At 67.7% G+C, this 14445-nt stretch carries 9 protein-coding genes; all 9 read left to right on the top strand.

Annotated features, from left to right (window positions below; all coding sequences use genetic code 11):
• On the top strand, nucleotides 1-109 hold a 109-nt coding region (locus tag M8A51_RS26670; RefSeq protein WP_368408602.1), incomplete at its 5' end, for an IS3 family transposase.
• 281 nt (nucleotides 110-390) lie between these two features.
• Entirely contained in the window at nucleotides 391-603 is a 213-nt protein-coding gene (locus M8A51_RS25835) for a cold-shock protein (protein WP_251781507.1), read from the top strand.
• Between the two features lie 920 nt (nucleotides 604-1523).
• Complete coding sequence (locus M8A51_RS25830; RefSeq protein WP_251781506.1) at nucleotides 1524-2243, top strand: alpha/beta fold hydrolase; 720 nt, start codon at nucleotides 1524-1526, stop codon at nucleotides 2241-2243.
• A gap of 108 nt (nucleotides 2244-2351) precedes the next feature.
• Nucleotides 2352-3032 (top strand): sigma-70 family RNA polymerase sigma factor, encoded by a 681-nt coding sequence (locus tag M8A51_RS25825; RefSeq protein ID WP_251781504.1) that lies wholly within the window; start codon nucleotides 2352-2354, stop codon nucleotides 3030-3032.
• Between the two features lie 193 nt (nucleotides 3033-3225).
• Complete coding sequence (locus M8A51_RS25820; protein ID WP_251781503.1) at nucleotides 3226-3471, top strand: MbtH family protein; 246 nt, start codon at nucleotides 3226-3228, stop codon at nucleotides 3469-3471.
• 4 nt (nucleotides 3472-3475) lie between these two features.
• Nucleotides 3476-4201, top strand: a complete 726-nt coding sequence (locus tag M8A51_RS25815) for a thioesterase II family protein (protein WP_259372166.1) — start codon at nucleotides 3476-3478, stop codon at nucleotides 4199-4201.
• Between the two features lie 53 nt (nucleotides 4202-4254).
• Nucleotides 4255-9543: a non-ribosomal peptide synthetase gene (locus M8A51_RS25810; RefSeq protein WP_251781499.1), complete on the top strand. Its 5289-nt coding sequence runs from the start codon at nucleotides 4255-4257 to the stop codon at nucleotides 9541-9543.
• On the top strand, nucleotides 9540-14054 hold the full coding sequence (locus tag M8A51_RS25805; protein WP_251781497.1) for a type I polyketide synthase: 4515 nt from the start codon (nucleotides 9540-9542) through the stop codon (nucleotides 14052-14054). The genes M8A51_RS25810 and M8A51_RS25805 overlap by 4 nt, the downstream gene beginning before the upstream one ends.
• Before the next feature lie 14 nt (nucleotides 14055-14068).
• A partial coding sequence (locus tag M8A51_RS25800; RefSeq protein WP_251781496.1) for a condensation domain-containing protein occupies nucleotides 14069-14445 on the top strand: 377 nt, incomplete at its 3' end.

Here is a 14445-nt window from a genome sequence, read left to right as displayed (position 1 = left end):
CAACTACATCGAGATGTTCTATAACGCCAAGCGGCGCCACGGCACCGCCGGCGGCACTTCGCCATTAGAGTTCGAACGACGCCATTCCCAACGGCTCACGGGTGTCTAGGAAATCCGGGGCGATTCAGCCCCGCCTGCCGTTTGATACTCGGTGCCGAGTAGGGGTACTGAAAAAGTGAGTGACCTGAACCACTCAACCGGCTACATTAGAGGTTCAGACATGCACAAGACCGTTTCTTCAAGGTCTTATCCAGTACCGCTCCGCACTGCTTGACGTGGAGCCGGCCAAGGTTGAAATCCCGGTTTGACGTTTCTTGAGTGTTTCTGTTTCGTGCAAATGCGTTTGCGCGGATTAATTTTTGTCTTCAAACATCTTAAGGAACATCATCCATGAGCAAAGAAACTGGCACCGTGAAGTGGTTCGACGACGGCAAGGGCTTCGGCTTCATCACGCCGGATCAAGGCGGCAAGGACCTGTTTGCCCACTTCAAGGAAATCGCTGGCGGCACTGGTTTTCGTAGCCTGCAGGAAAACCAGCGCGTCGAGTTCGAAGTGAAGCAAGGGCTCAAAGGCCCTCAAGCGTCGAACATTCGCGTGCTGTAAAGGAGTCAGGGGCGCTTATGCCCCCTGCGCTCGGGCGACATGCCCTCAGAAGAACGCGGCCATCGGCCGCGTTTTTTTATTCTCGAGTTCGGGGGAGCACCCATCTTTGGTTGATGGGCGCGCGTCACGCGCGAGGACCGCCTGCCGCCACGCACGTGTTCTACAGCGCGCTCGAGCGGTCTGCCGGGGAGGCCGGCAATTGGTGGTGGTGCAAATTGATCTCGCAGGCCGCCTGCTCGGGGCCCAGGCGAGGGTAGAAGTCGTACCACGCCGAGCGTGCAGCGGTATCGAGGGTCCGGATGTCGACGGACGGGCAACGTCCGCGCAGATGCCTAGCGCAAATGGCAATCCACTCCGACCGCGACAGTTCACGTGCGTTTTGCAAGGGAGTGACATTGTTCATACCTGTCAATTTTGCCAGGGATGTCGAGAGATGTCGTGTTCACTGCATCACGGTCGACCGCAGAAGCTTGCCGTTGAAGTCGAGCCGGCGCCGGACCGTCACTCAGCAGTGCGGCCAAGCGTTCGCCGCGCCTCCTGCACACTCGAGAACTGGGGGGGCGCCGGACAACGACGCCAAGCATCGTGGCGACTGAGGCCCAGGAGCAAAGCGCACCAGGCTTGCGTTGGCTCCAAGGCCTGCTTGGTGGCCACTGATCGACGAACTTCCGCGGCACGAAGCTGGCCGTGCCCCAAGCTCGGGGCCGTGACCCGCCGCGTGTAGGTGCGCATCGGCGGCTCGGTGGGGCGTTGATTGCAGCCCATGGCCGGCGCTCCATATTGGTTCCAGTCGCTCTGGAGACACGCACCAGTCGTGCGGCACACCACTGGGAAGCGACTTCGCAAGCAAGTATCGAGGTGCATGCGCGGCGGGGCCGGGCGAAGCTCGCGGCTCCACGACTACCCGCATCGGTCTTTTCATGAAGCACTTCCTCTTCCTGCACGGCAGCTGGCACGGCGCCTGGTGCTGGCACAAGATACTTCCACGCATCGAGGCCGCCGGCCATGCGGCGGTGGCGATCGACTTGCCGGGCCGCGGGCGCTCGCCGGCCGTGCCGGCATTCGTGAGCCTCGGCCGCATGGTCGACGCCGCGCAGGCCGCGCTTCCACGTCACGGCAAGGCGGTGCTGGTCGTGCACAGCCGAAACGGCATCGTGGCTTCCGCGTTGGCCGAACGGGTGCCCGACCGCATCGAGCGGACCATCTATCTGGCGTCGTTCATGCTGCCGGCGCGACGGCGTGTGCTGGACTATCTGCCGGACCGTGATTCGATGATGCCCGGCAACATCGAAATCAGCCGAACGGGCCTGTGGGACTGGCTGGACCCGAAGGTCTATCGCGAGGCGCTGTACGCGGACTGCACGGAAGACGACATCAGGTTGAGCCGCAGCCTGCTCGTGCGCGAACCGATCCGGCCGGCGCTCACGCGCTTGCCGTTGACCGACGAGCGCTACGGGCGCGTGCCGCGCGCCTATATCCGGCTGACGGAAGACTGCGCGGTGTCGTTGCGGTTGCAGGACCGGTTGCTGAGCGAAAGCGCCACCGACCGCGTGGAGAGCCTGGCGGCCAGTCACTCCGCCTATTTTTCGCAGCCGGACGGGCTGACTCGCAAGATCCTCGCGCTCGCGGACGCACGCTAGGCCGGGCGCTTTGCGTCTACACAACCACTCGTTGCAACTGACTCCACCTCGATCTTCAATAATGCGAATTATTCGCATTAGTGTTTGCAACGTGGTGGAGACGATTTGATGACGGCGGAGGAGCGATTGAGTCTTTTGGGGCACACGTTCGTGGGTCAAAGAGAGGGATTGCGCCGTGCAGCGCTGGCGATCGTGGGGAGCCGCGAGCGGGCGGAAGACGTGGTTCAGGACGCCTACCTGAAGGTGTGCGACGCGTCCAAGGTGCTGGACATCCGCCAGCCCATCAGCTACTGCTTCCAGGTGGTGCGCAATCTGGCGCTGGACTATTGGCGGCGGTCTGCCTTCGAGTCACAGCTGCTGGTGCATGAGGAGGAGGGGCAGGAAGTCCCCGCTGCTCAAGCCTCGCCCGAGCAACACGCGATGAGCCGCCAGTACCTGGCCCTCTGCGACAAGGTGCTGGCAGAGTTGCCGGAACGGACCCGGCGCGTGTTCGAGATGTACCACCTTGCCGAGATGACCCAGCGAGACATCGGCGTCGCACTCGGCATCTCGCTCGGGCTGGTCAACTCCACCCTCAGAGAGGCCACCGATGCACTGTTGCGCCGCCGCTGCCTGCTGGAAAAGGAGAGCGAGCGGTTTCTGCCCGCGCGAAAAGGTGCGGCGCCAGGGCGACGCGCGAAGGGCCCGGGAGGGGGCGATCGCTCGCGGGACTGTCCATTGAGCGACGGCTGCGGCTCGGACAAGGAAGAGCAGTGGATGCCGCTGCGGGTGGTCCGTGCCGAGGCATAGGCAGCGGATGGAAGCGGCGAGAGTGCGCGGGGGGGGGGGCCCGAGTCCGACCGACGCGCTTGATCTGCCGCACGGTCCGGTGCCACCGGAACCAGCAGCTGACTCTGAACATTGGCGGGGGTAGATCGTCATGTAGCTTGTGCGCGATGCAGCCTTGCATGGACGCGCATGAACCCGAACACAAGGAAGCTGCATGTCCACCAGTTGCTTTGACCGCGAGGACGAAACCTTCATCGTTCTCGTCAACCGCGAAGAGCAGTACTCGATCTGGCCGCATTGGAAGGCGGTGCCTGGTGGCTGGAAAGCCGTCGACGGCGTGAAGGGCGACAAGAAGACGGTGCTGGACTACGTCGAGAAGGCGTGGACCGACATGCGTCCGGCGTCCCTGCGGGTGTGGATGCAGGAGCAGGACTCGGACGCCACCGCCGTGGCTCGCTGACCCGATGCTCGACCTGTTGTGCCTGCCGTGCGCGGGAGCGAGCGCCACCATGTATTGGCGCTGGCGTCGCTGGCTGCCGCGTTGGGTGAACCTGGTGCCGGTGGAACTGCCGGGCCGGGGTGCGCGCCTGGACGAGCCGTACGCGGCAGATTTCGACGGACTCGTCGACCAGTTGTGCGACGAGCTGTCGGAACGGCCGCCGGCACGGTCATGGGCGTTGCTGGGGCACAGCATGGGGGCGTTGCTCGCCTGCGGCGTGGCGAGGACGCTGCGCGTGCGCGGTCGCGCATTGCCGCAAGCGATCTTCGTGTCTGGCAGCGCCGCTCCTGCGCGGCGCGATCCGCTGCGCTTCGTGGGCAAGGACGATGACGGCACGTTGACGGCCGACCTGCATCGCCAGGGAGGAACGCCGCCGGAGGTGTTCGACAGTCCCGAGCTGCTGCGGATCACGCTCGACACCTTGGCAGCCGACTACCGCGTCTGTGCAAGCTTTGCGCATCGCCCCTGCGCGCCGTTGCCGCTGACAGTGCATGCGCTGGGCGGGCTGAGCGACGACATCGCCACCGAAGACGTCGAGGCCTGGCAATGCGAGGCTGCAGGCGGCTTCAGCGTGCGCTGGTTCGAGGGGCGGCACTTCTTCATACGCGAACACGAACAACAGGTGGTGCAGCACATCGTCCGGTGCCTGCAGCCTTTGCACGAGGACAGCGAATCGCTGGCCCGCGCGTGACCGCGGCACGAGCCGCACATCTGCTACCTCTCATCACTTCTGGCGGTGTACCGATGAACGAGAACTTGCGCGTCGCGCGCGGTGCCCCTCGCAACATGGTCCGGCATCTGCGGGCTCTGGCACAGCAACGTCCGACGGACGCGGCGCTGATCGCCGTTTCACGGGATACCGAGCGCCGCTTCGATCATGCAGGCCTCGACACGAGGGCGCGAGCCATCGCCGCCGCACTTCAGCGACAGTGCGCGCTCGGTGAGCGTGCGTTGCTGTTGCTCGACAACGACGAGCACTATGTCTCGTCCTTCCTCGGGTGCCTGTACGCGGGGGTGATCGCGGTGCCGGTATTTCCCCCCGAGTCGAACCGTGAGCAGCATCTGGCCCGGCTGCGCGCCATCGCGGCGGATTGCGATGCGTCGTGCGTGATGACCACGGCAGCGATTCGGGAGCTGATCGGCAGCCGGACGAAGACGTTGGGCGGCGCAGACATTCTCGCCGTCGACGAGGTCGACCTCGATGGGGCCTCCGATTGGCGTGAGCACGACCCGCGTGACAGCGACGTCGCGTTCTTGCAGTACACGTCCGGGTCGACCGCCACACCGAAAGGCGTGATGGTCAGCCATGGCAACCTGATGGCGAACGAGCGTGCCATCGAGCAGGGCTTGTCGGTCGGGCCCGACGACGTGTTCGTCAACTGGCTGCCGCTGTATCACGACATGGGGTTGATCGGCGGGCTGCTGCAGCCCTTGCATCGCGGCATCCCGGTCGTGCTGATGAGCCCCGGCTTGTTCCTCGAGCGCCCGGTGCGCTGGCTGGAGGCGATTTCGCGCCACCGCGGCACCATCAGCGGTGGGCCCGACTTCGCTTTCCGCTTGTGCCTGGAGCGTGTGAAGGAGGCGCAGGCCGCGACACTGGATCTGTCCTGCTGGCGCGTGGCGTTCTCCGGGGCAGAGCCGGTGCGCCACGACACGCTGCAGGCGTTCATCGAGCGATTCGCTCCGGCCGGATTCCGTGCCGATGCCGTCTACCCCTGCTACGGCCTCGCCGAAGCAACGTTGTTCGTGACTGGCGGGCAACGCGGCGCGGGGCTGAAGGCGCAGGATTTTTCGGCGGAAAGCCTGGCCCAGGGCCAGCCGCTCGAAGGGGGAGAGACCACCCTCGTCGGTTGCGGCTCGGCACCTTCCGGGCACCGCATCGAGATCGTCGAGCCCACCACACTGGCGGTGCTGCCTGCCGGGCGGGTCGGGGAGATCTGGTTCAGCGGGCCGAGCATCGCATGCGGCTACTGGGGGCGGCAGGAAGCCAGCGAGCAGACCTTCTTCGAGCGCAACGGTTGTCGCTGGCTGCGCACCGGGGATCTGGGTTTTCTGCACGACGGGCAGCTGTATGTCGCCGGCCGCATCAAGGACCTCATCATCCTGAGAGGGCACAACGTCTACCCGCAGGACATCGAGCGCGCGATCGAAGCCGAGGTGGAGGCAGTCCGCAAGGGACGCGTGGCCGCATTCGCTGTCACCACGGCGGACGGCCGCGAAGGTGTCGGCGTTGCAGTGGAGGTGTCCCGTGGCCTGCAGAAGCTCGTGCCGCCTGCGGCCCTGGTCGAGGCCCTGAGTGCGGCAGCCGCGGGGGCGTGCGGCGAGGGCGTGTCGGTGGCATTGCTGCTCAACCCCGGGGCCTTGCCCAAGACCTCGAGTGGCAAGCTGCAGCGCGGCGCCTGCCGGCAGGGTTGGCTGGCTCGTTCACTGGACACTTACGCGATCTACGAGCACGGACGGTTGGTCGGCAGGGACGCGGTCGACGAACCGCCCATGGCGCCTCTGGACGACACCCGACAGGCGCTCGCGATGATGTGGCGCGAAGTGCTGCAAGGTGCTGCAGGCACGCCCATCGGACCGGCGGCACACTTTTTCGGCTGCGGCGGCCATTCGCTTGCGGCCACCCAGCTTGCGGCACGGATGGCCGAGCGGTGGCAGGTGGAGTGCACCGCGAGGACCGTGTTCGAACACCCGCGCCTGGACGCGCTGGCTCGCGAGATCGACCGTCTGCGCGCGCAGTCCGCAACCGCGGCGGTTGCGACGATACCGGTGTTGCTCCCGGAGCGCCGGGCCGCACCGCTCGCGCTGTCGCATGCGCAGGAGCGTCTATGGTTCCTGTGGCAACTGGACCCCGGCAACGCCGCCTATCACGTCAGTGGCGCGTTGCGTCTGCGTGGCAGGCTGGACGCGAGCGCCATGCACGGCGCCTTCGCCGACCTGATGGAGCGGCACGAGTCGCTGCGCACCGTGTACCGGTCGAGACCGGACGGCATGCCAGAGCAGGTGGTGCAGCAGGCCGCCGGGCTGAGTTTCGAGAGCGTGGATCTTCGCGCACTGGACGAATCGGCGCGTGAAGATCGAGTCCGGCAGCATGCCGGCCAACTGCATGCCGAGCCCTTCGACCTGGGTCGCGGCCCGTTGCTGCGCGTTGCGCTCGTGCAGCTTGCCGACGAGGAGCACGTGCTGATCGTCGGCATGCATCACATCGCATCCGATGGCGCTTCGATGCAAGTGCTGGTCGAAGACCTGGCCCGCTGCTATGCGGCGCGGGTCGAGGGCCGCTCGCCTGGGCTCACGCGCTTGCCCATCCAGTACGCGGACTACGCGGTCTGGCAGCGGGGCTGGCTCGAAGCCGGCGAACGCGAGCGTCAGCTGGCGTACTGGCGCGAGCGGCTGGGTGAGGACCATCCGGTGCTGGCACTGCCCGCCGATCACCCGCGGCGGCCGACACCTCGCCACCGGGCGGGCAGGTACGAGACGCACCTGCCTTCCGGGTTGTGCCGTGCGCTGCGCGAATACGCCGCATCGCAGGACGGTACGCCGTTCATGGTGATGCTCGCCGCCCTGCAAGCCTTGCTGTACCGCTACACCGGTCAGCAGGACGTCCGCATCGGCGTGCCGGTGGCGAACCGCGGCCGGATCGAGACGGAAGGCCTCATCGGCTTTTTCGTCAACACGCTCGTCCTGCGCAACGTCATTCACGGCCGCACGTCGCTGTCGACGGTGCTGTCCCAGGCTCGCGCGGCCTTGCTCGGCGCGCAAGCGCATCAGGATCTGCCGTTCGAGCAACTCGTCGAGGCCTTGCAGCCCCAGCGCAGCCTGACCCATACGCCGCTGTTCCAGGTGGCGTTCAATCACCTGGCCGAGGGGCACGACGCGCTGCGCGAGATGGCTGGCATCGAAGTCGAGCGGTATCCGGTCGACGAGGAGGCCGTGCCCTTCGAGCTGACACTCGACAGTCGCGAGCTGGCGCAGGGCGGCATCTGCGTTGCATGGCGCTATGCCGCCGACCTGTTCGAGCCGCAGACCATCGAGCAGTTGGCGCGCCACTACGTCTGCCTGCTGCAGGCCATGATCGACCGGCCCGAGCTGGCGGTCGCCGATGTCGAGATGCTCGGCGAGCGCGACCGGCAGGCGCTGCTCGAACGTGGCGGCACGGGCGCGGAGCCGACGTCCGATGGACCGTGCCTGCACCACAGGTTCGAAGCGTGCGCCGCGCGGGACCCGCAACGGATTGCGGTGAGTTTCGAAGGCCGGCAGCTGAGCTACCGGGAACTGGACCAGCGCGCCAATCTGCTGGCACGGCGACTGACGTCTCTGGGCATCAGGCCGGAAGACAAGGTCGGCGTGGCCCTGGATCGATCCGAGCGCCTGATCGTCGCCCTGCTGGGGGTGCTGAAGGCGGGCGCAGCGTATGTGCCGCTGGACCCGGCTTATCCCGACGAGCGTCTGCGCTTCATGGCCGACGATGCGGGGATCCGGGTGTTGATCACGCAGGCGGATCTTCGCGCGCGTTTTCTCGGCGTGTCCACGGTACTGGAGCTCGACACGATGGACTTCGACGCGACGCCCGCCGATACCGTGCGCGTGCCGATGCGTGCCGACCAGCTCGCCTACGTCATCTACACCTCCGGTTCCACGGGGCAGCCCAAGGGGGCGCAGTTGACGCACGGACATGTGACGCGGCTGCTCGAATCGACACGGGCCTGGTTCGGTTTCGACGCGCAGGACGTCTGGACGCTGTTCCATTCCTACGCGTTCGACTTTTCGGTGTGGGAGATCTTCGGCGCGCTGTGTCATGGCGCGCGGCTGGTCGTGGTGCCGCACGCGGTGACCCGCGCGCCGGACCGCATGCTGCAGCTGCTGCGCGACGAGGGCGTGACGGTGCTGAACCAGACGCCGTCGGCCTTCCGTCAACTGGCGCAGGCGCCCGGCCTCGACAGCGGCGGGTTGTCGCTGAGGCTGGTTGTCTTCGGTGGCGAAGCGCTCGATCCGCAGAGCCTGGCGCCCTGGGTCGACCGCTTCGGCGACGAGCGTCCGCGCCTGGTGAACATGTACGGCATCACGGAAACCACCGTGCACGTGACCTACCGTCCGCTCACCCGGGCAGACCTCGGACCGGTCCAGCGCAGCCCCATCGGCAGGCCCATCCCCGATCTGGCCTTGCGGGTCCTGGACGCGGAGTTGAACCTGATGCCCGCTGGCGTGCCGGGCGAGTTGTACGTGGCGGGTGCCGGGCTGGCGCGGGGCTATCTGAACCGGCCGGCGCTCACGGCGCAACGGTTCGTGGCCGATCCGTTCGGCCCGCCGGGCGCGAGGCTGTATCGCACCGGCGACCTCGTGCGGCAGCGCATCGACGGCGAGATCGAGTACCTCGGCCGGGTAGACCATCAACTCAAGATCCGCGGCTTTCGCATCGAGCTGGGTGAGATCGAAGCCGTCCTGCTTTCACAACCTGACGTGCGCGAGGCGCTCGCGGTCGCCGTGCAGGGCCCGGAGGGCGTGGCGCTCGCCGCCTATGTGGCGGCTGCCGGTGCGGCGCGGCCGGACGGGATCGCGCTGCGCGAAGCCCTGGGCCGGGTGCTGCCCGACTACATGGTGCCCGCTTCGATCACGGTGCTCGACGCCTTTCCGCTCACCACCAACGGCAAGATCGATTGCAAAGCGCTGCCGGCCCCCGAGTTGATGCGCAGAGCTGCCTACACCGCGCCGCAAAGCGACATCGAACAGACCGTCGCAGCGGCCTGGGCTGAAGCGCTGGGCGTCGATCGCGTCGGCCGGCACGACAACTTCTTCGAAATCGGCGGTCACTCGCTGCTGCTGATGAAAGTGCATCGATTGATCGAGCAGCGGCTGCCCGTGGCGGTGTCCATCGTCGATTTGTTCAAGTACCCGACGGTCGAATCCCTGGCCGCGCATCTGCGCGCGCCGCCGCAGGACGGCGTTGCCACCCGGTCGTCCGAGGAACGCGGCCGCCGGCAGCGCGCCGCATTCCTCGGGCCCCGCGCCGCGTCGGAGAGGTCGCCCACATGAACGATCAGCAAACGCAGCCCACCGGCGTGGAGGTCGCGGTCGTCGGCATGGCGGGGCGGTTTCCCGGCGCCGACGACGTCGATGCGTTCTGGCGCAACGTACGCGATGGTGTCGAATCGGTGACCGAGTTCGACGATGCGGCCTTGCGGCAGCGTGGCGTCGACGTCGAGTCACTGGCCGACCCGCAGTACGTGAAGTCCGGTGTCGTGCTCGACGGAATGGATCGTTTCGATGCGGGCTTCTTCGGCTACACCCCGCGCGAAGCGGAGCTGCTCGACCCCCAGCAGCGCCTCTTCCTGGAGACCGCCTGGCAGGCGTTGGAAAACGCCGGCCATGCGGGCATCTCACAGGGCGCTGCGGTGGGCGTGTACGCCGGCAGCGGCGCGAACGTCTACCTGCTGCGGCACCTGTTGCCGACGCTCGACATCGGCAAGAGCGATATGGCATCCCTGCTGAGTGTCCTGAACGGCAACGACAAGGACACGCTGGCAACCCGCACCGCCTACAAGCTCGATCTGCGTGGCCCGGCCGTCTCGGTGCAGACCGCCTGCTCGACCTCCCTGGTCGCGGTGCACCTGGCCTGCCGGGCCCTGCTGAATCACGAGGCCGACATGGTGCTCGCCGGAGGCGTCTGGCTGAACCTTCTGCAACAGGGGGGCTATCGCTACCAGCCCGGCGCGATCCTGTCGCCGGACGGGCACTGCCGGGCCTTCGACGCACGCGCTGCAGGCACGGTGATCGGCAGTGGCGTCGGCGTGGTGGTGCTGCGGCGGCTGGCCGACGCGCTGCACGACGGCGACACGATCCACGCGGTGATCAAGGGCTCGGCGCTCAACAACGACGGCGCGGCCAAGGTGGGCTACACGGCACCCAGCGTGGAGGGGCAGGCGCAGGTGATACGTGCGGCGCAGGCCATGGCCGACGTTGCGGCCGACTCCATCGGCTATGTCGAGGCGCACGGCACCGGCACCATATTGGGCGACCCCATCGAAGTCGCTGCGCTGACACAGGCCTTTCGCGCGGACACCCAGCGGTGCGGCTACTGCGCGTTGGGTTCGGTGAAGACCAATGTGGGGCACCTCGACGCCGCGGCCGGCGTGGCAGGGCTCATCAAGACGGTGATGGCGCTCAAGCACCGGACGCTGCCGGCCAGCTTGAACTACCAGCGTCCCAACCCCGAGATCGACTTCGAGTCGAGCCCGTTCTACGTCTGCACCGACTCGAGGCCGTGGCCGCGCGGCACAGCGCCGAGGCGGGCGGGAGTGAGCGCGTTCGGCATGGGCGGCACCAACGTGCACGTGATCCTGGAGGAGGCACCGGCGGTGCGGGCCCCGGCTGGACCAGAGGCTGCAGCATCGAGCGAGCTGCCGCTGCTGCTGTCGGCACGCAGCAAAAGCGCGCTGGACGGCGCCGTGGAGGCCCTGGCGCGGCACCTGCCTCTGCACCCGGCGCCGCCGCTGGCCGACGTCGCGCACACGCTGCGGGTCGGCCGCAAACGATACGAGCACCGTGCCGTGGCCATCGCGCGCGACGTTCAACAGGCGTCGCTCGCATTGACGCAGCGCGCGCCGGCATCGTTCGTGGCGGGGCAGGTGCTGTCCGAACATCCGGAGGTGGCCTTCCTGTTTCCCGGTCAGGGTGCACAGCATGTGCACATGGGGGCGCAGTTGTACCGGGACGAAGCCGTGTTCCGCGAGGCCGTGGACCGCTGCTGCGAGCTGCTCGCACCTCAGCTGGACATGGACCTGCGCCGCTGGATCTATCCCCGGGGGCCGGACGAGGCTGTGGCGGCGGAGCGTTTGCAGCAGACGGCCTGCACCCAGCCGGCGCTGTTCGTCGTCGAATATGCAGCCACCCGGCTGTGGGACAGCTGGGGCGTGCGCCCCGCCGCCATGCTCGGCCACAGCCTCGGCGAATACGTGGCGGCCTGCCTGGCGGGGGTGTTTTCGCTCGAAGACGCCTTGATGCTGGTTGCGGCGCGCGGCCGCCTGCTGCAGGCAATGCCACCCGGCGCGATGCTCGCGGTCGGGCTGGGCGAATCGCAGCTCGCACCCTGGTTGCAGGCCGGTTGCGATCTGGCCGCGGTGAACGGCGTGGACCTGAGCGTGCTCTCCGGCCCATGGGCCGCGATCGAAGCTGCCGAACGCGAGCTGCAGATGCAAGGCGTGACGGTGCGCCGCCTGCATGTCTCGCACGCATTCCATTCGCGCATAACCGAGCCGATGCTGGCCGAGTACGAGTCGTTGCTGCGCCGAGTCGAGCTCGGGGAGCCGCGTCTGCCTTTCATCTCCAACGTGTCGGGCACCTGGATCACGGCCGAACAGGCCCGCAGTCCGTCGTACTGGGTACGGCACGTACGCGGCACGGTGCGTTTCGAGCCAGGGCTCGCCGAGTTGCTGCGCCGCCCGGACCGTCTTCTGCTGGAGGTGGGGCCGGGCGAGACGCTCGGCGCTCTTGCGCGGCGGCATCCGATGGTCGAGCGCCGGCCCGTCGTGTCGACGCTGGCGCACCCGCAGCAGCACGACCGAGAGCGGCCGTTGCGAGCGTTGGCTCAACTGTGGGTGGCCGGTGTGGATGTCGAAGCGGCGCTGTTCCGTGATGCACGACCGGGGCGGCGCGTGCCGTTGCCGACCTATCCTTTCGAGCGCCAATCGTACTGGGTGGCACCACCGCGCCAGGCGCTGCCGCCCCGGCCTGCGGCTTTTGAACCGAAGCCCATCGACGAGTGGTTCTACATCCCCTCGTGGCGGCGTGTGGACATGGCGGGCCACGATGTCGGCTCTCTCGGGGTCAGCGGTTGCGTGTTGCTGTTCGCCGACGCCGGCGGCGTGGCGGAACAGCTCGCAAGGCGACTGACCGCACGAGACGTCCGGGTGGTGACGGTGCGCGCTGGTGGTCGGGCGGAGCGTCGCGATGCATTGCACTACGTGCTGGCCCCATCGTCGGACCGCGATCACCTGGATCTCGTCGCAGCCGTTCAGTCCGATCACGGGCCCATCGCGGCGGTGTTCCACTGCTGGAGCGTCGACGACGGGGCGCCATTCGAGCAGGGGTTCCTGAGCCTGGCGTTCCTGGGGCGCGCGCTGCAACAGAGCAGGGCGGCCGCGCCCGGGCGCACGCTGTGCATCACCGTGGTGGCGTGCGGCGTGGAAGAGGTGACCGATGTCGACGTGATGGTGCCGCAGAAGGCGGCCTTGCACGGTGCCTGCAAGGTCATTCCCCAGGAAGTCGAAGGTGTCGTGTGCCGCCTGGTCGATATCGGCGTCCAGCAACAGCGCAGGCCCGATCTGGCAGACGCCCTGTTGGCGGAACTCGTCGGTGACGCACAGGCGCCGTCCGTCGTGGCTTATCGCGGCGCCCAGCGCTGGCTCCAGTGCTTCGAACCGGTACGTCGCCCCCGGTCGTCGTGCAGCCGCTTGCGGCGTGGAGGCGTCTACCTCGTGACGGGAGGCCTGGGCGGCATCGGCCTGCTGTGGGCGCGCCATCTGGCAGCGACACAGCAAGCGCGCCTGGTGCTGCTGGGCCGCAACGGACTGCCTGCGCGCGAAGAGTGGTCGGCGCTGCTGGCGCGCTCCGACCTGGACCCTGGGCTGCGGAGCAGGCTGGCGCAGCTTGCCGCCCTGGAGTCGCTGGGCGCCGAGGTGCTGGTGTTGAAGGCCGACGTGGCGGACGAGGCCGCACTGCGCGGCGCACTGTCTGCCGCACGCGACCGCTTCGGCGCTGTGCACGGCGTCATCCATGCGGCCGGGGAAGCGGGCGGCGCGATGCTGTCGGCGCTGACCGCGGAGGATGTCGAACGAGCCTTCGCGGCCAAGGTCCTGGGGACACAGGCCTTGCTGGCCGCGTGCCGCGACGAAAAGCCGGACTTCGTGCTGCTGTGCTCGTCGCTGGCCAGCGTCGCCGGCGGCCTGGGCAAGGCGGCGTACGCGGCGGCCAATGCCTGCATGGACGCTCTGGCCCGGCAAGCGGCGCGCAGCGTGCCGTACCCGGTGTGGGCCGTCGACTGGGACGGCTGGCGTGAGATCGGCATGGCGGCCGGCCTGCGCTTGCCCGACGGCATCGGCATCTCCGCTGAGCAGGGCATCGAAGTGTTCGAGCGTGTGCTCTGCGGGCCGGCGACCCCGCAGGTCGTCGTCTCGACACTCGATCTGCACGCCCGCCTGGCACACGGTCAGGAGGCACTGTTCGCGCCACCTGCCGAAGCTCCGCACGACACCGGGATACGCCACGCGAGGCCGGCTCTGTCGACCCCCTACGAAGCACCGGAGGGCGACCTCGAACGCAGCCTGGCGGACCTGTGGGGCCAGCTCCTCGGCATTGCGCCCATCGGCGCTCACGACCCGCTGTTCGAACTCGGCGGCGATTCGCTGCTCGCGATCCAGTTGTTGTCGCGCGTGCGTTCCCGTTTTGACGTGCAGGTGCACCCTGCGGACTTTTTCAAGCAGCCCACCGTGGCAGCCCTCGCCGAGCTGGTCGAGACCCGATTGCTCGACGAGATCGAACGCGCCTGAGACCCTTCTTTCCTATGTCAGACATCGAAGATCTGTCGCGCCGCCGTGCTCGCCTCACGCCCGAGCAGCGCCGGCTGCTGGAGCAGCGGCTGCGCGGCAAGAGCGACGCGGGCGCGGTCATGGCGCGTCTTGAAACCCGGGATGCGGTACCGCTGTCTGCGGCGCAGCAGAGGCAGTGGTTTCTGTGGCAGCTGGATCGCGGCAGCACGGCGTACCACCTGTGCGGTGGGCTGGTGCTGGAAGGGGAGGTGGACGTTGGGGCTTTGGAGGCGAGCTTCCACGGTGTGGTGCGGCGCCACGAATCGCTGCGCACGGTGTTCCGCGCGACGGGCGACGGTCTGGCCGAACAGGTGATGCGGCCGGATGCGCAGCTGCAGGTGGCCCGGCACGA

Source organism: Caldimonas mangrovi (assembly GCF_023721835.1).
Lineage (GTDB): Bacteria > Pseudomonadota > Gammaproteobacteria > Burkholderiales > Burkholderiaceae_C > Caldimonas > Caldimonas mangrovi.
The sequence above is the reverse complement of the archived record's forward strand: the minus strand, read 5'-3'. Positions and strand labels throughout refer to the sequence as shown.

Excerpts from the sequence above, each read along its gene's own strand:
- M8A51_RS25835 (WP_251781507.1), top strand. The coding sequence starts at position 391 with ATGAGCAAAGAAACTGGCACCGTGAAGTGGTTCGACGACGGCAAGGGC.
- M8A51_RS25830 (WP_251781506.1), top strand. The coding sequence starts at position 1,524 with ATGAAGCACTTCCTCTTCCTGCACGGCAGCTGGCACGGCGCCTGGTGC.
- M8A51_RS25825 (WP_251781504.1), top strand. The coding sequence starts at position 2,352 with ATGACGGCGGAGGAGCGATTGAGTCTTTTGGGGCACACGTTCGTGGGT.
- M8A51_RS25820 (WP_251781503.1), top strand. The coding sequence starts at position 3,226 with ATGTCCACCAGTTGCTTTGACCGCGAGGACGAAACCTTCATCGTTCTC.
- M8A51_RS25815 (WP_259372166.1), top strand. The coding sequence starts at position 3,476 with ATGCTCGACCTGTTGTGCCTGCCGTGCGCGGGAGCGAGCGCCACCATG.
- M8A51_RS25810 (WP_251781499.1), top strand. The coding sequence starts at position 4,255 with ATGAACGAGAACTTGCGCGTCGCGCGCGGTGCCCCTCGCAACATGGTC.
- M8A51_RS25805 (WP_251781497.1), top strand. The coding sequence starts at position 9,540 with ATGAACGATCAGCAAACGCAGCCCACCGGCGTGGAGGTCGCGGTCGTC.